This is a genomic window from Rhodococcus sp. NPDC058521 (assembly GCF_042719695.1).
GTDB lineage: Bacteria > Actinomycetota > Actinomycetes > Mycobacteriales > Mycobacteriaceae > Rhodococcus_F.
Window position 1 is genome coordinate 154,173 of the sequence record NZ_JBHXNL010000003.1, and the last position, 20,182, is coordinate 174,354.

The 20,182-nt window shown below is 64.4% G+C and carries 16 protein-coding genes and 4 tRNA genes; 11 read left to right on the top strand and 9 right to left on the bottom strand.

All coding sequences use genetic code 11. The features are described from left to right. Positions 1–8: 8 nt before the first annotated feature. From ACFWO3_RS07100 to ACFWO3_RS07125, 6 genes are all read left to right on the top strand, one after another. Positions 9–3,002 (top strand): non-ribosomal peptide synthetase, encoded by a 2,994-nt coding sequence (locus ACFWO3_RS07100; protein WP_378575384.1) that lies wholly within the window; start codon positions 9–11, stop codon positions 3,000–3,002. Between the two features lie 143 nt (positions 3,003–3,145). Then, on the top strand, positions 3,146–3,700 hold the full coding sequence (locus ACFWO3_RS07105; protein ID WP_378575387.1) for a formyltransferase family protein: 555 nt from the start codon (positions 3,146–3,148) through the stop codon (positions 3,698–3,700). Continuing rightward, on the top strand, positions 3,697–5,790 hold the full coding sequence (locus ACFWO3_RS07110) for an MMPL family transporter (protein WP_378575390.1): 2,094 nt from the start codon (positions 3,697–3,699) through the stop codon (positions 5,788–5,790). Before ACFWO3_RS07105 ends, ACFWO3_RS07110 begins: the two co-directional genes overlap by 4 nt. Before the next feature lie 42 nt (positions 5,791–5,832). Further along, positions 5,833–6,609 (top strand): SDR family NAD(P)-dependent oxidoreductase, encoded by a 777-nt coding sequence (locus ACFWO3_RS07115; protein WP_378575393.1) that lies wholly within the window; start codon positions 5,833–5,835, stop codon positions 6,607–6,609. 1 nt (position 6,610) lies between these two features. Continuing rightward, complete coding sequence (locus ACFWO3_RS07120; RefSeq protein ID WP_378575395.1) at positions 6,611–7,675, top strand: YbhN family protein; 1,065 nt, start codon at positions 6,611–6,613, stop codon at positions 7,673–7,675. A gap of 23 nt (positions 7,676–7,698) precedes the next feature. After that, positions 7,699–8,370, top strand: coding sequence for a TetR family transcriptional regulator (locus tag ACFWO3_RS07125; protein WP_378575398.1), 672 nt, complete (start codon positions 7,699–7,701; stop codon positions 8,368–8,370). Between the two features lie 65 nt (positions 8,371–8,435). Here the strand turns inward: ACFWO3_RS07125 and ACFWO3_RS07130 are convergent. The 4 genes from ACFWO3_RS07130 to ACFWO3_RS07145 all read right to left on the bottom strand — a co-directional run bounded on the left by ACFWO3_RS07130 (position 8,436) and on the right by ACFWO3_RS07145 (position 9,573). After that, a tRNA-Phe gene (locus ACFWO3_RS07130) sits at positions 8,436–8,509 on the bottom strand. Positions 8,510–8,578: 69 nt separating this feature from the next. Continuing rightward, positions 8,579–8,652 (bottom strand) — tRNA-Asp (locus tag ACFWO3_RS07135). Between the two features lie 81 nt (positions 8,653–8,733). After that, a tRNA-Glu gene (locus ACFWO3_RS07140) sits at positions 8,734–8,806 on the bottom strand. 98 nt (positions 8,807–8,904) lie between these two features. Beyond that, positions 8,905–9,573: a TetR family transcriptional regulator gene (locus ACFWO3_RS07145; protein WP_378575401.1), complete on the bottom strand. Its 669-nt coding sequence runs from the start codon at positions 9,571–9,573 to the stop codon at positions 8,905–8,907. A 295-nt stretch (positions 9,574–9,868) separates the two neighbouring features. Between ACFWO3_RS07145 and ACFWO3_RS07150 the strand changes: the two genes are divergently transcribed. Then, a tRNA-Lys gene (locus ACFWO3_RS07150) sits at positions 9,869–9,941 on the top strand. On the opposite strand, the gene ACFWO3_RS07155 is transcribed toward ACFWO3_RS07150, so the two are convergent. Together ACFWO3_RS07155 and ACFWO3_RS07160 are read right to left on the bottom strand one after the other, a co-directional pair. Continuing rightward, complete coding sequence (locus tag ACFWO3_RS07155) at positions 9,930–10,505, bottom strand: hypothetical protein (protein WP_378575404.1); 576 nt, start codon at positions 10,503–10,505, stop codon at positions 9,930–9,932. The genes ACFWO3_RS07150 and ACFWO3_RS07155 overlap by 12 nt on opposite strands. Before the next feature lie 58 nt (positions 10,506–10,563). Further along, positions 10,564–11,787: an MFS transporter gene (locus tag ACFWO3_RS07160; protein ID WP_378575907.1), complete on the bottom strand. Its 1,224-nt coding sequence runs from the start codon at positions 11,785–11,787 to the stop codon at positions 10,564–10,566. A gap of 372 nt (positions 11,788–12,159) precedes the next feature. On the opposite strand from ACFWO3_RS07160, the gene ACFWO3_RS07165 reads away from it, so the two are divergent. The 4 genes from ACFWO3_RS07165 to phoU all read left to right on the top strand — a co-directional run bounded on the left by ACFWO3_RS07165 (position 12,160) and on the right by phoU (position 17,267). Next, the gene (locus tag ACFWO3_RS07165) at positions 12,160–13,116 is read left to right on the top strand and encodes an acyl-ACP desaturase (protein ID WP_378575407.1); all 957 of its coding nucleotides are present in this window, start codon (positions 12,160–12,162) and stop codon (positions 13,114–13,116) included. A 122-nt stretch (positions 13,117–13,238) separates the two neighbouring features. After that, the gene (gene dusB / locus ACFWO3_RS07170; RefSeq protein ID WP_378575410.1) at positions 13,239–14,381 is read left to right on the top strand and encodes a tRNA dihydrouridine synthase DusB; all 1,143 of its coding nucleotides are present in this window, start codon (positions 13,239–13,241) and stop codon (positions 14,379–14,381) included. A gap of 121 nt (positions 14,382–14,502) precedes the next feature. Further along, positions 14,503–16,473, top strand: coding sequence for an LCP family protein (locus tag ACFWO3_RS07175; protein ID WP_378575413.1), 1,971 nt, complete (start codon positions 14,503–14,505; stop codon positions 16,471–16,473). A gap of 95 nt (positions 16,474–16,568) precedes the next feature. Beyond that, a complete protein-coding gene (phoU, locus tag ACFWO3_RS07180; protein WP_378575416.1) occupies positions 16,569–17,267 on the top strand; it encodes a phosphate signaling complex protein PhoU in 699 nt (232 codons plus the stop codon). Positions 17,268–17,344: 77 nt separating this feature from the next. On the opposite strand, the gene pstB is transcribed toward phoU, so the two are convergent. Genes pstB through pstC form a run of 3 tightly spaced genes read right to left on the bottom strand, consistent with a single transcriptional unit; the run spans position 17,345 to position 20,148 of the window. Then, on the bottom strand, positions 17,345–18,121 hold the full coding sequence (gene pstB / locus ACFWO3_RS07185) for a phosphate ABC transporter ATP-binding protein PstB (RefSeq protein WP_378575419.1): 777 nt from the start codon (positions 18,119–18,121) through the stop codon (positions 17,345–17,347). A 46-nt stretch (positions 18,122–18,167) separates the two neighbouring features. Beyond that, positions 18,168–19,076 (bottom strand): phosphate ABC transporter permease PstA, encoded by a 909-nt coding sequence (gene pstA, locus ACFWO3_RS07190; RefSeq protein WP_378575422.1) that lies wholly within the window; start codon positions 19,074–19,076, stop codon positions 18,168–18,170. A gap of 1 nt (position 19,077) precedes the next feature. Continuing rightward, positions 19,078–20,148, bottom strand: coding sequence for a phosphate ABC transporter permease subunit PstC (gene pstC / locus ACFWO3_RS07195; RefSeq protein ID WP_378575425.1), 1,071 nt, complete (start codon positions 20,146–20,148; stop codon positions 19,078–19,080). Positions 20,149–20,182: the final 34 nt, after the last annotated feature.

Consider the following 20,182-nt stretch of genomic DNA (forward strand, 5'->3'; position numbering starts at 1 on the left):
AGGTGACCATGACGACATCGACCACATCCGGTTTCCACAGACCGATCTCGCCGACCGAACGGCTGTACCTGTCGGGGCAGCAGTTGGCCTCGCCGTTCGCGATCCAGCTGATCGTCGAAGGTGCCGGCTGCATCGGCCTCGACGCGCTGACAGCCGCCGTGACCAAAGCGTCCGCCGCGTGTCCGGGTTCGAGGCTCGTCCGATCGGGAAGCACCTGGGTGGACACCGGGCGCGCGCCACACGTGGAGATGACGACCGGTACCGACCTCGATCTGGACGACCCCGATGCGCACGAGCTGTTCGGTCGTCCCCTCGGGCCGAGGGCGGACGCCACAACCGAGGTCGTTCTCGTACGTGGACGACGAGCCGCATTGGTGTTCAGGGCCTTTCACGGTGTCATGGACGCAAAGGGACTGACACTGTGGGCGTCCGACGTCTTTCGTGCTCTTCGGGGCGAGGCGGTGGAGGGTGCGCCCGACGTCACTGCCGACCACACGCTCGTCGAGCGTCTGGGGCGTCCGGGCAAGGCAACTCGGCTGCTCCCGACGTTTCCTTCTCCGATCGGCCCCGGCGCCCCGATTCGAGGCCATGCGAAATTCGGCTGGCGGCACCGGACCGTGACGGCAACTCCGGGAACAGTGGTGGCCAGGATAGGTGCCGTCCTCGCCGCATCCGCCGACGCTCCTGTGCGACTGATGGTTCCCGTGGATCTGCGACGTCACGACCCGAGCATCCGGTCGACCGCCAACCTCGCCCTTCCGCTTTTCCTGACGGTGGCGCCCGGACAGGACTGGACGCAGGTCAACGCCCAGATGTTGATAGGTTTGGTCGAGAAGCGTGAACTGAACGAGATGGACAACGGCGGGCTCGGGAAGTTTCCACCCGTGGTCACCCGCGGGGTACTGCGAGCGGTGCACTCACTCGGTTCCCGGCGAAACCTGAACTTGGTTTCGGCCATCGTTTCTCACGCCGGAACGATCGATCTCGACGACTTCGCCGCCCCCGGCTTCACTCCGTCCACGGTCCGTGCGCTTCCTGTGCACACCGGGATGGTGCCGCTCTCCTTCGTGGCACTGGAAGCCGGCGGCAGGACCGAGATCACGGCGTCGTGCCGGACCGGCGTCGGCATCGAGCCGCGCTTGGATGCGCTGCTCGACCGGATCGCCCAGGCCCTCGAAAAGGAAGTGACCACCAGCTCCCCTGCCGACGAGGCCGTCGAACGCAATCGGCAATCGGAAACTGTCGTAGGCCTTTTCGCCGCACGGCTGGCCGAGAACCCCGAAGCCATCGCAGTGAAGTCCCCCGAACGCGACTACACCTATGCCGACCTCGACGCCCGATCCGCAGGAATTGCAGCACAGTTGTCCGCTCGCGGCATCGGCCCCGGCTCGATAGTTGCCGTGATCTCCGGCCGCACTTTCGCAGGCATCGCCGGCCAACTCGGGATCATGCGGGCCGGCTCCGCGTTTCTGCCACTCGACCCGAAACACCCCCGCGCCCGTATACGGGAAACATTGCAGGACTCCGGAGCTGCGCTCGCACTCGTCGAGACCGACTACGCGGACATACCCAACGTTCTTTCTCTGGACCTCGGCGACATCGCACCTGGCGAGCCCGGCGACGAGTGTGACGTCACTCCGACCGACAGTGCATTCGTCACCTATACCTCGGGCTCTACCGGACGCCCGAAGGGTGTTGTCGTCACCCACGGCGGGGTGGCGAACTACGTGGCCTCGGCGACAGAGTGGTTCGCACTCGGCCCGGAGACTCGGTTCGCCCACTATCACACACCTGCAGCCGACATGGCGTGTGCTGCGTTCCTCAGCCCCCTGCTCAGAGGGGGCACCATCGTCCTCGTGCCCGATGACGTATCCCACGTGTCACTGCGTGAAATGCTGTGCGACTCCGGCGCAAACACGTTCCTGCTCACCCCGAGCCTGCTCGAGGTGATCGTGCGACTCGGTATCGGCGTACCGCCACCACGAACGGTGATCATCGGAGGAGAACTCCTCGTACCCGACCTGGCAGCGCGGGCACGCAGCTTCTTCGGTCCGACGACCAGGCTGCTGAACAGCTATGGGCCCACCGAGGTCAGCATCGTGTGCACCACCCATGTCATCGGCGACCGTCTCGACACCGAAGCACCCTCCGTACCGATCGGGTACCCGGCGATCGACACCCGGTCGAAGATCGTCGACTCCTCCGGTCAGGAGGTCGGCGAAGGTCAGGTCGGCGAACTCCTCTTCGGGGGACCTCAGGTTGCGCGCGGTTACCTGAACCGGCCGGATCTGACCGCGGAACGATTCGTGACATCAGCGGTGGGAGAACGCTTCTATCGGACCGGTGACCTGGCACGCCGACTCCCGAACGGTGAGCTGGAGTTCGTCGGCCGAGTGGACCACCAGGTGAAGATTCGTGGCAACCGGGTCGAGCCCGGCGAAGTCCGCGCTGCGATCGTGGAACTGGACGGTGTGGGCCACGCCGCGGTCACAGCCGTGCGCCGCCCCGACGGTGGCAATGTTCTCGCCGCGTACGTCGTCGCAGACGGCACTCTCGGCGAAGATCCGGAAGCGACCGTTCGCGACCACCTTGCAACCCGTTTGCCCACCTACATGATTCCGGCGACGCTGTCCTTCGTCGAGGCACTCCCCCTCACCTCGAACGGGAAACTCGACGTCACCCTGCTCGAAGAGCGTCACACCGGCGAGCGTGCCGAGGCCCCGGAATCGACCGTGACGGATCCCGCTTTCGCCGCTGTTACACAGATCTGGTCGAATGCGTTGTCGGTGGATGCGGCCTCGCTCGGCCCATCATCGGACTTCTTCGCCCTCGGTGGCGACTCCCTCGCTTCGGTCGAGATGCTCGCCAAGGTGTCACGCGACATCGTCGGCAGGGCGGGCGAGCAGGTTTTCGTAGCGCAGTTGGAGGGGCTGATTCACCATCTGACGCTTGGTCGAGTTCACGAAGCAGCCGTCGCCGCGAAAAGTGGGGCAGACGGATGATATTCATCGGCAGCGGTTCCCTCCTGTGGCGGGCCGTGCGGTTGGCCTCGAGTCGATGCCATTCCGTCGATCTCGTCTGTGTACCGACGCGGGAGCAGGTTCCGGATGGACAACATCCGTACCGAATTCTTTTCTCCGACAACGTGAACACCGAGTTCGCTACGATCGAAACCGCCCGCACCGACGACGTCGTGTGGTCCGTCAACAACGCGACGATCCTGAAGGCACCGCTGATCGGTTCGGGTATGCGGATCTACAACATTCACAACGGACTGCTCCCCGGTTTCCGGGGCCGACCCGAAATCGCGATCGTTCACGCAATCCTCGCAGGTGAAAACACTTATGGGGCAACGTTGCACGAAGTGGACGCCGGTATCGACACCGGACGAGTCGTCGACGTGGAGACTTTCGACATCTGCCCCGACGACCGATTCCAGGAAGTGATGATGGCCGGGATCAAGTCCTGTCACGTCCTGTTCGAGCGCAACCTCGACGCCGTCGTCTCCGGTCACCCCGAAGCGGTGGTGCGGCCGGGTGCATCCGAGTACTACGGTCTCGACCGCATCCGCACGCTGGATACGCACCGCGACGACCCCAACTTCGAGCGAGCGACTGCGCTCGGCGTGTTCTCGCCGCTGTATCCGGAGATCGCGAAAGCGTCGAACATCACGGAGCAGACCGTGCAGGCACGCCCGTGACGACGTGGGCCGGTGTCGTTCTCCGACACAGACTGGCCGTGTTGTTGACGTCCGTCGTGATCGTCGTGCTGTCCGGTGCGTTCGGCGCCACCGTCATGGACCGGCTAAGTGCGGGCGGCTACGCCGACCCCGGCAGTGAAGCGGTCGCCACCGAGAAGCTGATCGAGGACCATTACGGGCGTCAGACACCGGATGTCGTCGCGCTGTACACCGCGCCGGAAGGCCGGACCCTCGACGACCTCGGCCCCGATGTGCAGGCTCGTCTCGACGGTCTCGACTCCAATCTGCTGGCGAGACCGGTGGTCAGTTACTGGAATTCGCCTGCGACCAAGAAACAACTCGCTACTGCGGACGGCACACAGGCATTGGCACTCGTTTACCTCGACGGTGACGAGAACCAACGCCTTCGAGGATTCGAGGACGTTCGTGAAGACCTCACCGTGCCCGGAGTGGACACCCAACTGACCGGTTTCAGCGCTCTCGCCGACGACATCAATTCCCAGTCGGAGAAGGACCTGATCTTCGCCGAATCATTGTCCCTGCCCATCACTCTCGTCGTCCTGGTTCTGGTGTTCGGTGGAGTCGTGGCCGCATCGTTGCCCGTGACCGTGGGAGTGCTCGCAGTGCTAGGTTCCCTCGCGTCGCTTCGGGTGATCTCGGAGTGGTTCGAAGTCAATGTGTTCGCCGTCAATGTGGCGTCACTGTTGGCCCTCGGACTCGCGATCGATTACGGGCTGTTCGTCGTCAGTCGGTTCCGTGAGGAGATCACGGCCGGACGCAGCGCCGACGACGCACTGGTTCGCACCATGTCCACGGCGGGCCGCACCATCGGCTTCTCCGCCCTGTTGTTGGTGTGCGCGTTCGCCGGGACTCTCGTTTTCCCGCAACCGATGTTGAAGTCACTGGGTTTCGGCGCGATGTCGGCAGTCGCGATGGCCGCACTCATGTCGCTGACCGTGTTGCCGGCAGCCCTCGCACTCCTCGGCACCCGCATCGGAAAATGGACGTGGAATGCAAACGCATTCGAGCGTGGTGAAGCGCGAGCGCGGCGGTTCTGGGGCGCTACCACCGGGGCCGTTCTCCGCCGACCAGGCCTTGTGGCGGTGACGATCGGGGCCCTCCTGCTACTGCTGGCAGCACCGATCAACGCCATCGCGCTCGGCGACGTCGACCACACCGCGCTGCCCGCAGACAGCAAGGCACGTGCCACCGCCGAGCATCTGGCCGCCGAGTTTCCCGCCGCCAACAGCGGCGTGCTCGTCGTCCTCGAGGACGCAGAAGGCGGTGCTCCCGAGAACACCGCGGTGAACGACGCGGTGCGCGAACTGAAAGCGGTCGACGACATCTCTGACGTGTCCCCGCTCGGTGCCGCGACCGAGGAGTTCGTCGCGCTGAGAGTGGAGATGTCCGTCCCGGACCGGTCGCAGGACGCGATGCGGGTCGTCGACGACATCCGCGCGATCGACCACCCCGGTGTGCACTGGCAGCTCGGCGGCACCACTGCCTCCACCTCGGACGGGGTCGACACCATCGTTCGAATGATGCCGGTGATGCTGGCCGTGATGGCCGCCGCCACCCTGATTCTCATGTTCGTGGCGTTCGGGTCGGTCGTACTACCGATCAAGGCGGTCGTGATGGCCTTCCTGAGTCTCGGCGCCACCTTCGGCGTCCTGACCCTGATCTTCCACAACGGGTTCCTGGCGAACCAGCTGGGCATCACACCCGGCCCGTTGGCAGCGGGCATGGTCGTGCTGGTGATCTCGGTCGTGTTCGGGCTGTCGACCGACTACGAGGTGTTCCTGCTCTCGCGCATGGTCGAGGCCCGAGCGGAGGGTGCGGACACCGCAGAGGCTGTCATGACCGGTGCCACCCGCACCGGCCGAGTCGTGACTGCGGCCGCTGCCCTGCTCATCCTCGTGACCGGGGCGTTCACACTGTCGGAGCTGACGCCAATGCGATTCATCGGAATCGGGATGATCACAGCGCTTCTGATCGACGCGACCCTGGTACGGATGTTGCTCGTTCCTGCTCTCGTCAAGCTCATGGGCCGGGCCAACTGGTGGCCGCGAACACCGAGCACGAGCACCTAGCCGTTGTTAGGTTAGGGCGGAACCGACACGCTTGGAGGTGTGATGCCACCCAGGACGGCGCCCGACACCCGTCGCGCAGCCCTCGTCACGGGCGGAACGGGCGGCATCGGATCGGCTATCGCACGCCAGCTCGCACAGCTCGGGCACGACGTCGCGATCACGTATCGAACCAATGCGGACGTCGCCTCGGACCTCGTGGGTGAACTCGAACTCCTCGGCGTGCGCGCAACCTCGTTCTCGACCGACCTCGTGGACGTGCCGCGAGTCCGAAACGTGGTGCGGCAGACGATCGAACAGTTCGGCACACTCACCACTCTCGTCCACGCGGCCGGTCCGCACGTGCCCATGAAGCATCTGTCCCGAATAGATCCGGGTGACTACGCACGTCATCTCGAACAGGAGGCGGTTGCGTTCTTCACCGTGGTGCAGGCTTCGCTCACGGCGCTGCGTGAGAGCTCCGGCTCCGTCGTGGCAGTGACGACAGCAGCCACCGATCGGTTCCCGGTGCGTGACGGACTGTCGCCGGGGACCAAGGGCGCGATAGACCAACTCGTCCGAGGGTTTGCCGCAGAGGAAGGACGATTCGGTGTCCGGTTCAACGCTGTCGGCCCCGGAATGCTCACCGACGGTATGGCACAACGGCTCATCTCCTCCGCGGAACTCGACCAACGCGCCCTCGACGCGGCCATGAACAACATCCCCCTCGGCAGATTCGGAACGGCCGCCGACGTCGCCGAGGCCGTGTGCTTCCTCTCGAGCGACAAAGCCGCCTTCGTCACCGGGCAGAAACTGAACGTCGACGGCGGTTTCACGGTGTGACATGGACGAAACGGAACCGGACAACGGACACCCGACGTCATCGAAGTGCCGCCATCTTCGATGGATTCTCGGTGTCGTGCTCGTCGCGGTTCTCACGGTCGAAGTCGTCCTCATCTGGCCCGACCTGTCGCAGAGCGTCCGCAGTCTCGGCGACATCCGCTGGCACTGGGTGGCGGCGGCGGTTCTCGCGACGCTGGCCTCGATGTCGAGCTTCGCGCGAGTGCAGCGCTGCCTGCTCGGGATCGCGGGGGTCCATGTCCGGCAGCGACAGTCGCTGTCGGTGGCCTACGCCGCGAACTCGATGAGCGTCACGCTGCCCGGCGGACCCGTATTGGCGACCACGTTCACCTATCGGCAGACTCGCATGTGGGGCGCAACCCCCGTGGTGGCGACCTGGCAACTCGTGACGGCCGGCGCCCTTCAGGGAATCGGGCTCGCACTCGTGGGTCTGGCCGGGGCCTTCCTGGTCGGAGCCAGCACCAACCCGTTCTCGCTGTTGTTCAGCATCGGCGGTCTCGTCGCGTTCCTGGTCCTCGCTCAATATGCCGCGTCCCGACCGGACTGGCTGGAGGGCATCGGTGTGACGGCACTTCAGGTGATCAACCGCATCCGCAAGAGGCCGGCACTCAACGGGATCCGCCGCTGGAAGCACATCGTCGACCAGATCGGCGCAGTCCGGATGGACCGAAAGGACACGGGTCGCGCATTCGGTTGGTCACTGCTCAACTGGATCGCAGATGCGTCCTGTCTTGCATTCGCCTGTTACGCGATCGGCGGCAGCCCGAGCTTCGCCGGCCTCGCCGTCGCCTATGCGGCGGGTAACGCGGCCGGTTCCGCCATTCCACTGCTTCCCGCAGGACTCGGCGTGATGGACGCCGTCCTCGTTCCCGCGCTCACCGCCAGTGGCCTGACGGGTGCCCAGGCGCTCTCCGCCGTCGTCGTATATCGCTTGGTGAGCTTCATCCTCGTCGCGATCATCGGCTGGATAGTGTTCGCCTTTCGGTTCCGCGGATCGTCGGACTCCGATGAAGGTCCGGACATCGAACCGCTGTGGGGTAAAGGCTGAGGTTAAGCTGTCCTGCAGCAACGATGTCGCAGTCTTCGAACAAGGGGTTTCCACACACGATGGTCGGCGAACGCACAACACCGCGCAGCAGCGTCCTCGCTGTTCTACGCGACACCAGCGGTGGCCGCCGTGCCACCCAGCGTGAGCGGTACCAACGCATCATCGACGCCTCGATGGAACTCGCGTCCGAGGGTGGCTACGAAGCCGTCCAGATGCGGACGATCGCCGAGCGAGCCGAGGTCGCACTCGGCACGCTGTACCGCTACTTTCCGTCGAAGAACCACATTCTGGTGGTCGGCATGCTGGTCGTGTTCGACGACATGCGGCACCGGTTCGCGAACGTCGTCATTCCGGGCGATACACCCTCCGAACGCATCCTGTTCGTGCTGCGCAAGAACACTGCAGTGCTCGAACGCGACCCGAAGCGGTACGAGGCACTGGTTCGCGCGTTCATGTTCGCGGACGCATCCGCAGCGGCCGAGCTCGACGCGTTCGTGCATGTGGTCAACGCCATGTTCGCGAAGGCGATCGGCGTGGAGGACGTATCGGACGAACAGCTCAATGCCGCTCACGTGGTGGGCGACGTGTGGATGTCGAGCCTCGTGTCGTGGGTTGCCGGCCGGCAGACGACCGAGGACGTCATCGAACATCTCGACCTGGCTGTCCGCCTGGTGTTCCGCAACCTGGGCGGGTAACGCGAAAAGAGTTCCGCCCCGCGAGGGGAATCTCGCGGGGCGGAACTCTTCATAAGACTGGATTGTGGCCAGGGCCGGGATCGAACCGGCGACCTTCCGCTTTTCAGGCGGACGCTCGTACCAACTGAGCTACCTGGCCGGACGGCACCCGAACCGAATGCCTATCGAAGCGTTCGGATCGACATTTCTGCCGACCCGAAACTGCTTGCGACCCTGACGGGACTCGAACCCGCGACCTCCGCCGTGACAGGGCGGCGCGCTAACCAACTGCGCCACAGGGCCTTGCTTGTCCTGCAAACTATCTGTTACTGCCGGTTACAGATAACGCTGCAACCGTACTGCACGTTTGATGTCGGTCAAACGTACCCCCTACGGGATTCGAACCCGCGCTACCGCCTTGAAAGGGCGGCGTCCTAGGCCGCTAGACGAAGGGGGCCCGTCGGATTTCTCCGAACCAGTACCTCAACGGCGTTCCGTTGGGAGCTTGGATAGCTTAGGACACTGATCGTGAAAATCCCAAATCAGCAGCGCACACTACGTTTCCTGCGTTTCACGGGGCAGATCGGGCTCGATCTCGGGCCAACCCTCGGCCTCGAGCTTCGCGAGCCACTCGGGAGCGGCCATCGCGTCCAGGACCACCCCCAGCGCTTCCAGGAACCTGTCTTCGAGTCCGCCATCCAGTGCGGTGAGGTCCGTCATGTAGCGCTGGCCGGCAAGGGTGGCCGCCAGCACGCGCGTGAACCTGCCCGGATCCGCCCCTTCTCGCAGCAAACCCATCTCCGATGCCCGTCGCGCCAACGCGTAAGCGGTGCGTCCCCACACCTGAGAACCACCCGACTGCACCTCGGAATAGAACTCCGGCTCGATGATGAGACGAAATTCCGCCTGCGCGATGACACTTTCGTCGAACATCCGAGCCAGGTCACGAAGCAGCGCATGCAGTACCACGAACGGATCGAGGTCCACCCGGTCCGACCATCGCGCCGTCAGTTCGGTGAACTGTTCGACGCCGGCCTCCAATACCGCTCGAGCCAGGTCTTCCTTCGATTGGAAATGGAAGTACATAGCACCCTTCGTGGTGTGCGAGCCTTCCAGGATCGTGTTGACAGATGCCGCCGAATAGCCGCGACGCGCGAATTCGAGTGCCGCAGATTCGACCAGCGCAGCACGTGTTCGCCGCGCACGCTCCTGTTGACGTGCCATTCGAGTTGAACACCTTCCGAAGAATTTCCGCTCCTGTGCCCCGACAGGCCGAGAGAGGACCTCACTACAACCATAACCGGACGACCGGTCCGCAAAATGCCCGGTGAAGTGCATCACTACAGTTACCCGCCGGTAACCAGAACACACCGAATGGTATAATTCCCTTGCTCGGGTGCGCTGCAGGGGGTGCGCACCCGAGCAACTCGCATTCGGGGCATCTTCGCCGCTGGCGGGTCGGCTACGCCCCCGCCGATCGATCACATTAGACTTCGGCACCGCTACACTCTGGCACCGCGCCCCTATAGCTCAGTTGGTAGAGCTACGGACTTTTAATCCGCAGGTCGTAGGTTCGAGCCCTACTGGGGGCACGAAAGAGCGGGCGATCTCACACGAGATCGCCCGCTCTTCATCTTCTCGGCCTCCGCCCTCCGCCTGCGGTACGTGACGGTGATTGCTGCTACCGCCAGGAACAGCAGCACTCCGAGAATGACGCCGACCAACGTTGCACCGCGGAATCCAGGTGCGTAGACATCCAGGATGCGCTCACCTGCATGTGCCGCGTTGTTGTCGCCCATGACAACGCTCGAGGTCAGCAGGTTCGGAATCATCACGATGACGCCGAGCGCCACAAGACCGATCTGAACCGGCTTGAACCGACGACGCGGAATTGTCATCCATGCGCCCTGGAACAGCAGTAGTGGCACGAACGAGCAGAGCACCCCGAACACGAGGCCCCAGAGAACACCCTTCGCGACACTGCCGCCGGCGAGCGAGCCGACGTTCTGAGCCCACGCACGCGGCAAGTAGGCAGCCAGAATGAAGTAGGCGATGACCAGCTCTATCACCAGGACGGTGATGCCGATGGCCTTCTTCGCCCACGCGGGCATCCCCGTGTTTGCGGTCGCGGAACTCGTGGGGTCCCCGGTGGTCATGACTCGTCTCCATCCGCCGGCGATTCACACTCCCCACGCGGCCGACCGTTCGACCCGGCTATTCCGCGCGCCTGAACATGCCGATCGAGAGAACCAGAGCTCCGATCATCAGAACGCCGACGAAACCGACTGTTGCCGGCCAGTCCCCCATTCCGTAGGCGATTCCCGCAGCGGCCCCCGCGAAGGAAGACCCCAGGTAGTACGCGAGCAGATAGAGCGACGACGCCTCGGCACGGTGATCGGTGGCAACCCGGCTCACCCAGCCGCTCGCCACCGAGTGCGCCGCGAAGAAGCCACCGGTGAACAGGGCCATTCCCACCAGCACCGTCGGCAACCAATCCGGCAGGGTCAATGCGAGGCCGAGCGCCGTGACCAGGACCGAGCCGAGCAGGACCGCACGTCGTCCGATCCGGTCCGAGAAGGCGCCCGCCGCAGCGGACGAGTACGTACCGGCCAGGTACAGCACGAAGATCAGCCCGGCGATGCTCTCGGGAAGGTCGAAGGGATCGGCAACCAGCCGGAATCCCAAGAAGTTGTAGACCGAGACGAATCCACCCATGAGGATGAATCCGAGGGCGAACAGGGAACGCAATCGGCGGTCTCGAAGATGTCCGGCCAGGTTCGTCGCCACGGTCCGGGGATGAACGCGCTGCGGCCTGAAGAACTGGGACGCCGGCAACGTACGAACCATTATCGATGCGAAGACCAGCGCAGCCATCGCCGCGATCTCCATCGCCCACCGCCAGGTACTGACGTCGAGGACCGCCGACGGCACGATACGTCCGACGAGACCGCCGATCGTGGTTCCTGCGACGTACCGCCCCATCGCGGCACCGAGATCCTTGTGGTGTACCTCTTCGGCGAGGTATGCCATCGCCACGGCAGGAACCCCGGCGAGCGCCAACCCCTGAATCGCCCGCCCGACGAGCAGGACGCCGATGCTGGGACTCAGTGGCAGCAGTACGCCGACAGTGCAGGCGACGAGCGCCGAGATCACCATGACTCGGGTGCGTCCGTAGCGTTCGGACAGCACACTCGCAGGCACGATCGCCAACGCGAGCAGTCCGGTGGTGACGGAGACCGTCAACGCCGAGGTCGCGGGCGAGATGTGAAATCCCTCGGAGAGCGCAGGTAGGAGCGCCTGCGCCGAGTACATCGAGATGAAGGTCGCGAGACCTGCCGCGAAGAGGGCTGCTGTGATGGTGCGATAACCCTTGGAACCCCGAGCGTGCGGCACCGGAGCCGCGTCGACTTCTTCGGGCTGGGATTGCTCGACTGTCATTTCACGATCGGACATGATTTCCTCCGCTAACAACCATTCCACGGTCGCGTACGAATCCCGAACGTCTCCCGATGTCCGGTTCGCGCAGTTCGCACCGCGAGAGTGCCCTTGCGCAGGCCGTTCGCGGAGCGCTGGAGCGACACGGGTGTGAGCGATGTCATCGCAGTACGGACTCAGGCCCTACGTCACTGTGAACCCAGCCGCCGGAGGTACACTGCGTAACGGTCCGTCGCGTTGCGACGAAAGACAATGGAGGCGCATCTACGCGCCGGTAACTTCAGAGCTTCGGGATTCTCGCGACGGCGATTATCATTCGAACCTACGGTACCGTAGGCATGCCGAAGTCGAATTCGCTCTACTTGGAGGCAATACATGGCGAGGGATCTGACCCAACTCGAGCTGCTGCAGGAGCTGCAGCCGGTTGCCGAGGAGAACGTCAACCGCCACTTGAAGATGGCGAAGGAATGGCACCCCCACGACTACATCCCGTGGGACGACGGCCGGAACTTCGCCGCCATGGGCGGCGTCGACTGGGATCCCGAGCAGTCCCAGCTGGACGAGGTCGCCAAGGCTGCGATGATCACCAACCTCCTCACGGAGGACAACCTGCCCTCGTACCACCGTGAGATCGCCGAGAACTTCTCCCAGGACGGCGCCTGGGGAACCTGGGTCGGTCGGTGGACCGCCGAGGAGAACCGCCACGGCATCGTCATGCGCGACTACCTGGTCGTCACCCGTGCAGTCGATCCCGTCCAGCTCGAGCAATTCCGCATGGAGCACATGACCAACGGGTTCGCCTCCCCCGCCGGCGCCGAAACCGGACTCCTGCACTCGGTCGCGTACGTGACCTTCCAGGAGCTCGCCACCCGCGTCAGCCACCGCAACACCGGTAAGGCCTGCGCCGAGCCGATCGCGGACAAGATGCTGCAGCGCATCGCGGCGGACGAGAACCTGCACATGATGTTCTACCGAAACCTGTGCGGCGCGGCGATCGATCTGGCTCCGGACCAGACGATCGAGGCCGTCGCCGACATCGTCACCAACTTCCAGATGCCGGGTGCGGGAATGCCGAACTTCCGCCGCAACGGTGTGCTCATGGCCAAGCACGGCATCTACGACCTCCGTCAGCACCTCGAAGAGGTCGTCCAGCCGGTACTCCGCAAGTGGCGCATCTTCGAGCGCGACGACTTCTCCGGCCGCGGTGAGAACACCCGTGAGAAGCTGGCCGCGTTCCTCGAGGATCTCGATCGCCAGGCGACCAAGTTCGAGGAGCAGCGCGACCGCATGCTGGCCCGTGAGGCGAAGAAGCGCGAGCAGATGGCGTCCTGAGCGGACAAGCAGGCACCCTGCTGAAACAGCTATCCTGTGCCCGGTATCGGATTCGGTGCCGGGCACAGTTGCGTTTCGGCGCTTTCTCGAAATCGCTTTCCGAAGATCGTTCAGAGGTATTCATGTCACCGCTTCGTATCGGCTCGCTCGAACTGCAGAGCCCCGTCGTTCTCGCGCCCATGGCCGGCATCACCAACGTCGCCTTCCGCACGTTGTGTCGTGAGCTCGAGATCGAACGCGCAGGCAGCACGTCCGGCCTGTACGTGTGCGAAATGGTGACCGCGCGGGCTCTCGTCGAGCGGCAACCGGCGACGATGCACATGACCACGTTCGGTCCCACCGAAACGCCTCGTTCGTTGCAGCTGTACACGGTCGACCCGGAAACCACGTATGCGGCAGCGAAGATGATCGTCGACGAGAACATCGCGGACCACATCGACATGAATTTCGGCTGCCCCGTGCCGAAGGTCACCCGCAAGGGCGGTGGCGCCGCACTCCCCTACAAGCGCAACCTGTTCGGCCGCATCGTCGCCGCCGCGGTCGCTGCCACCGAGGGCACCGACATCCCGGTCACGGTGAAGTTCCGCGTCGGCATCGACGCCGAGCACCACACGCACCTGGACGCCGGACGCATCGCGGCAGCGGAAGGTGCTGCCGCCGTTGCGCTGCACGCCCGCACCGCGTCGCAGCGATACTCCGGAACAGCGGACTGGAACGAGATCGCCCGACTGAAGGAACACGTCACGGACGTCCCGGTCCTCGGGAACGGCGACATCTTCGCCGCCGAGGATGCTGCCCGCATGATGGCAGAAACGGGCTGTGACGGCGTCGTCGTCGGGCGCGGATGCCTCGGTCGTCCGTGGCTGTTCGCAGAGCTCAGTGCCGCACTGAACGACGCCGAGCAGCCGGTGCCGCCCACACTCGGCGAGGTGGCCGCCATCATCCGCAGACACGCGGAACTCCTCGCGGCGCACCACGGCGAGGACAAGGGGCTGCGCGAGCTCCGCAAGCACGTGTCGTGGTACCTGCGCGGCTTCCCCGTCGGCTCGGAAATTCGAGTCGCGATGGCGCTCGTCAGCAAGCTCACCGAACTCGACGATCTCCTGGCACAGCTCGACCCCACCGTGCCATTCCCGAAGGACGCGGAAGGGCCTCGTGGCCGACAGGGATCACCCGGCACCGTCGCCCTGCCCGAAGGCTGGCTCGACGACCCAGAGGACGTTCTCGTGCCTGCCGGCGCAGATCTGATGCACTCCGGCGGCTGACCTGGCAGGAACCGACGCGCCGACGCACACGTGCGGGACGCTCAGGTTCCATCAGTACTATGACTGAAATCCGTCGGATGGCGGAGCATTCCGGAGTCGGTGGAGAGGTCGGGTTGGACAGGTGGGTGACGATCACGATTCAGGCATGAATCTGCCTGAAAGTCGCGCACCGTGGGAACGACCTCTGGCCGACAGCAACTACCGCGAATCTCGGACCACGGGCAGGCGTCGGAGGGCACAACCACCGAAGACGCCGGAGCCACCGGAAGGGTCTGCGGCCGTCTCGAAACGCGACAGCGGACGTCTGGGGCGGCGTGCTCCCCAACGTCCCACCGAATCGCTTTCCGTCGCCGATCTGGTCAAGAAGGTCGACGACGAAGACCGCACCGAAGTCATCCCCGCCGCCGTGGACGAGCAGCCGTCCACACCGCACGTCGATCCACCGATAACCGATCCACCCGCTCCCGAGGCCCCGGCGGAATCCCACGCCGAGTCGGATTGGGCAGCCGACAACTCCGAGACCGTGGCCATTCCCCAAGTGGTCGGAAGCCCGGGCCTCTCCCGCCTCGCGCTCGGTCGCAGTCGCCGCCGCCGTCGACTTCGCTTGGCCGGTCGAACGTCCGTTGCCTTCGTAGCCGTATTGGCACTGCTCGGAACCGGCGTGGTGTGGGGGTACCTGCGCTCGACCGAGGGAAAGTTCGAGCAGATCGCTGCACTCGACACCGAATCGTCCGACATCGTCGACGCGGGCGGACAACTCGGCGACGAGACCTACCTGATCGTCGGTACCGACACACGTGCCGGTGCCAGCGGAGAACTGGGCGCAGGCACCGTCGATGACGCCGAGGGTGCGCGCGCCGACACCGTCATGGTGGTCAATGTTCCGGCCGACCGCAGTCGTGTTGTGGCGGTGTCCTTCCCTCGCGACCTCGATGTGGAACGTCCGGTCTGCCAGGGATGGGACAACGCGGCAGGCGATTACACCGACGAGACCTATCCCGCTGCAGATGGCGACAAGCTGAACGCGACCTACGCACTCGGTGGCCCGAAATGCCTGGTCAAGACGATCCAGAAGCTGTCGGGACTGAAGATCGGTCACTTCGTCGGAATGGACTTCGCCGGTTTCGAAGCGATGGTCGACGAGATCGGCGGCGTGAACATCTGCAACACGCAGCCCCTCGAGGACTACGTTCTCGGCCCGATCCTGCCCACCACCGGTCCGCAGCGCCTGGATGGCCGTACCGCACTCAACTACGTCCGAGCCCGGCACGTCGAGGCGGAGGGCAACGGCGATTACGGCCGTATCAACCGTCAGCAGCGTTTTCTGTCGGCACTGCTCCGAGGTGCGCTGTCGAACAAGGTCCTGCTCAACCCGAGCAAGCTGAACGGCTTCATCAATGCGTTCACCCGTGACACCTTCGTGGAGAACATCGACACCAAATCGCTCCTCACCCTGGGACGTTCTCTGCAGAACGTGGACGCCGGTGCCGTCACCTTCCTGACCGTGCCCACCGCCGGTACCACCGACTGGGGCAACGAGATTCCCCGTGAGGACGACATCAAGGCGATCTTCCAGGCGGTCATCGACGACGAGCCGCTACCCGGCGAGGAGCGTTCCGAACCAGTGAAGCCGACCGGCGAAGAGAAGCCGGCAGAGGAGAAGCCGCCAGCGCCGAAGACCGTCTCGGCAGCGGACCCGTCTACGGTCTCCGTCCAGGTGTCGAATGCATCGGGAGTCTCCGGTGTCGCAGCCGACACAGCCGACAATCTGGGACTGCACGGCTTCCAGATCATCAGCGTCGGCAACTACACGGAGACGAGCGCGTCGACCGTCGTCCGCTTCTCGCCCGGTTCGGAAGCGGAAGCGGCAACGGTCGCCTCGTCGATCCCCGGCGCGATCCTCGAGTCGGCACAAGGACTCGGCGGAACTGTCGAGGTCGTGATCGGTGCGAACTACAGCGGAACGGTCTCGTACCCCGCAGATCCCGGAACCGAATTGGACGCGACCCCGGACCGGGTGGGCAAGGCTGAGGTCGCCGAGATCCCGGAGGACCTCGCCGTCGTGAACGCAGGTGACGCATCCTGCGAGTGAGCAGGACGAACATCCGCCGAGACCGGCTGCTCATTCACCCCACGTTCACCCGTTGATCGTGACTTGGTCTCCCAACCACCGTAGGCTGTGACCTCATGCGCGTGGCATACAACGACAAGATGACCGAGTTGGCAGACATCCTCGGTGAGATGGCGGGACTGGCGGGTGCCGCCATGGAGCGAGCCACCCAATCGCTGCTCCAGGCCGACCTCGCCCTGGCCGAGCAAGTGATCGGCGAGCACGACAAGATCACCGAACTGAGCGCGGTGTGTGAAGAGAAGGCTTTCGCGCTTCTCGCACTGCAGGCGCCGGTTGCCGGCGATCTGCGCTCCGTGGTCAGTGGCATTCAGATGGTCGCCGACATCGACCGCATGGGCGCACTGGCGCTCCACGTCGCAAAGATCGCTCGTCGGCGACACCCCAACCATGTGCTGCCCGAAGAGGTGAACGGTTACTTCGCAGAGATGGGGCGCATCGCCGTATCCATCGGCGGTGCGGCAAAGGAGGTCCTCGAGACTCGCGATCCCGAGCGGGCTGCCCGCCTGCGCGAGGAAGACGAGGCGATGGACGACCTCCACCGCCACCTGTTCAGCGTGTTGATGGACAGGGAGTGGAAGCACGGTGTCGCCGCCGCCGTCGACATCACTCTTCTCGGCCGCTTCTACGAGCGGTTCGCCGATCATGCCGTGGAGGTGGGCCGTCGTGTCATCTTCCTCGTCACCGGTGAACTCCCGAACGACGACGGAGCCGTGACGGTCAAGCGCGCAGACGATCTCACCACCTACCCCGAGTAGGCCCGCAATCGCTCTGCCATCAGGCAGAAAGGTGGCCCCGCCCGGTTTCCCGGCGGGGCCACACTGGTGTTTCGGGCCTATCCGAAGCGTCCGGAGATGTAATCCTCCGTGGCCTTCTGACCGGGGTTGGAGAAGATCTTCTCGGTGTCGTCGATCTCCACGAGACGGCCCGGCTTACCGGTTGCCTCGAGGTTGAAGAACGCCGTCTGATCACTCACACGCGCTGCCTGCTGCATGTTGTGGGTGACGATGACGATCGTGAAGTCCTTCTTCAACTCGGTGATCAGATCCTCGATCGCGAGCGTCGAGATCGGGTCCAAGGCCGAGCAGGGCTCGTCCATCAGCAGCACGTCCGGTGACACCGCAATGGCGCGCGCGATGCACAGACGCTGCTGCTGACCACCCGAGAGACCGCCGCCCGGCTTGTCCAAGCGGTCCTTGACCTCGTTCCAGAGATTGGCACCGCGCAGGGAACGCTCGGCCACCTCGTCGAGAGCCTTCTTGCTTCGTTCACCCTGAAGCTTGAGGCCGGCCACGACGTTGTCCTTGATCGACATCGTCGGGAACGGGTTGGGACGCTGGAACACCATGCCGATGGTCTTGCGGACGCCGACCGGGTCGACGCCCGAGCCGTAGATGTCCTCGCCGTCGAGCAGAATCGAACCTTCGACCCTTGCACCCGGCGTGACCTCGTGCATGCGGTTCAGCGAACGCAGAACCGTCGACTTTCCGCAGCCCGAGGGCCCGATGAACGCGGTGACGTTCCGCGGGGGAACGGACAGCCCGACATCGGCCACGGCGTGAAACTTTCCGTAGTAGATGTTGACGTCCTTGAGATCCAGACGTTTGGCCATTACCGGCTCCCTACTGGTTGTGTATCGACGACATGGTGTGGCTGGATCACTTGCTGCGCACCTGCGAGAAGTGTCCGATGATCTTGGCTGCGACGTTGAGAATCGCAATGAGGAGGATCAGGGTGAGTGCGGCACCCCAGATGCGGTTGGTGCCGGCGTCGGTGGGGTTGTTCATCTCGGCGACCATGACTCCGGGGAGGGTGCCCATCTCGCCACCGAACAGGTTGAAGTTGATGAACGGTGCGTAGCCGACCAGGATCAGCAGCGGCGCGGTCTCGCCCATGACTCGGGCGAGGGCGAGCATGACGCCCGTGACGATGCCGGGCGCTGCGGTCGGAAGAACGATCCGGGCAATCGTCAGCCACTTGGGCACGCCGAGTGCGTAGGACGCCTCGCGGAGATCCTGCGGAACGATGCGGAGCATCTCCTCGGTGCTGCGCACGACCACGGGGACCATCAGAAGCACCAGTGCCAGCGCGACCGCGAAGCCCGACTTCGGCATGCCGAAGGTCGCAACCCACAGCGCGTATATGAACAGCGCGGCCACGATCGAGGGCACACCACTGAGGATGTCGACCATGAAGGTGGTCGTCTTCGCGAGTCTTGACTTCCGGTCTGCGTACTCCACCAGGTAGATGGCGACGAAGATGCCGAGCGGAATGGACACGATCGCGCACACCAGGCCTTGCAGCACCGTGCCGACGAGTGCGTGGTAGATGCCACCACCTTCCGTCGAAGCGGAAAGGCCACTCAGCGAGTGTGTGAACCAGGTGGAACTCGTAAGCGCCGGCACGCCCTTCACGATCGCGGTGATCAACACCCATGCGAGGGGGATCAGTGCGACGAGCACGGCGAGCGACACCAGAACGGTGGCGGTCAGGTCGGTGAGGCGCCGCCGGGTTCCGACACCCTTGAAGGTGGGTGCCTTGACCGGCTTGTCCAGGGTCGCGGTCATGTCAGTCCTTCTTTCCGGCGATCACGGCACGCGCTGCGGCATTGACCACGAACGTCAGCACGAAGAGCACCAGGCCCGCGGCGATGTAGGCGCCGGCCTGGATGTCGTTGTTGAACTCGGCGTACCCGAGCGCGATCTTCGAGGCGATGGTCGCGCCGCCGTCGAACAGCGACCATCCGAACGCCTGGCTGGTGGTCCGCAGGATGAGGTAGAGCGCCATGGTCTCGCCGAGTGCGCGACCGAGACCCAGCATCGACCCACTGATGTAGCCGGACTTGCCGAACGGGATGACGGTCGTTCGTACGACCTCCCACCGGGTAGCGCCGAGGGCCAGGGCCGCCTCGACCTGCGCGGTCGGAGTCTGCACGAAGACCTCGCGGGTGACCGCGGTGATGACAGGCAGGATCATCACGCCGAGCACGATGCCCGCCGTGAATATAGTCCCGCCACCCAGAATCGAACCGCTACCTGTCGCGAAGAGCGGGAACCAGCCGAGGTTCTCGTTGAGCCAGACGGCGAACGGGCGAATCGCGGGGGCGAATACGAGCAGTCCCCACAGTCCGTAGACGATCGACGGCACCGCGGCGAGCAGGTCGATCACATAGGCGAGGGGCCGCTTCAGCCACGACGGCGAATACTGGGTCAGGAAGATCGCGATACCCAGTGCGACGGGCATCGCGAGGACGAGTGCGAACAGCGACACCAGCACGGTGACCTGCAAGAGATCGAGAACTCCGAACGCCATCGCGTCGATGTTCTGGGTAACCCACTCACGACTCGTGAGGAAGTTGGCCTCGTTGCGGCTCAGCGCCGGTATTGCACGCCAGACGAGGAAGACCCCGATCGCGGCGATCAAGATGGAGATGAATACTGCAGATCCGGTGGACAGCGACTGGAAGATCCTGTCGCCCGGTCTGGTGACCGCTTTTCCGGACTTCGGTCCATCGACGCCGGGGGCTGGTTTCCTGGATCCCAAAGTGGCCTCCGAAGTACTGTTCGGACCGCCCACCCCGGCCCTGTTGTCCACAGGGCCGGAGGCGCGAGGTGATGACTGGGTCGGCGCGTCACTCATGTGAGCTCGCAATCTCCTCGTCTGAATATAAAGT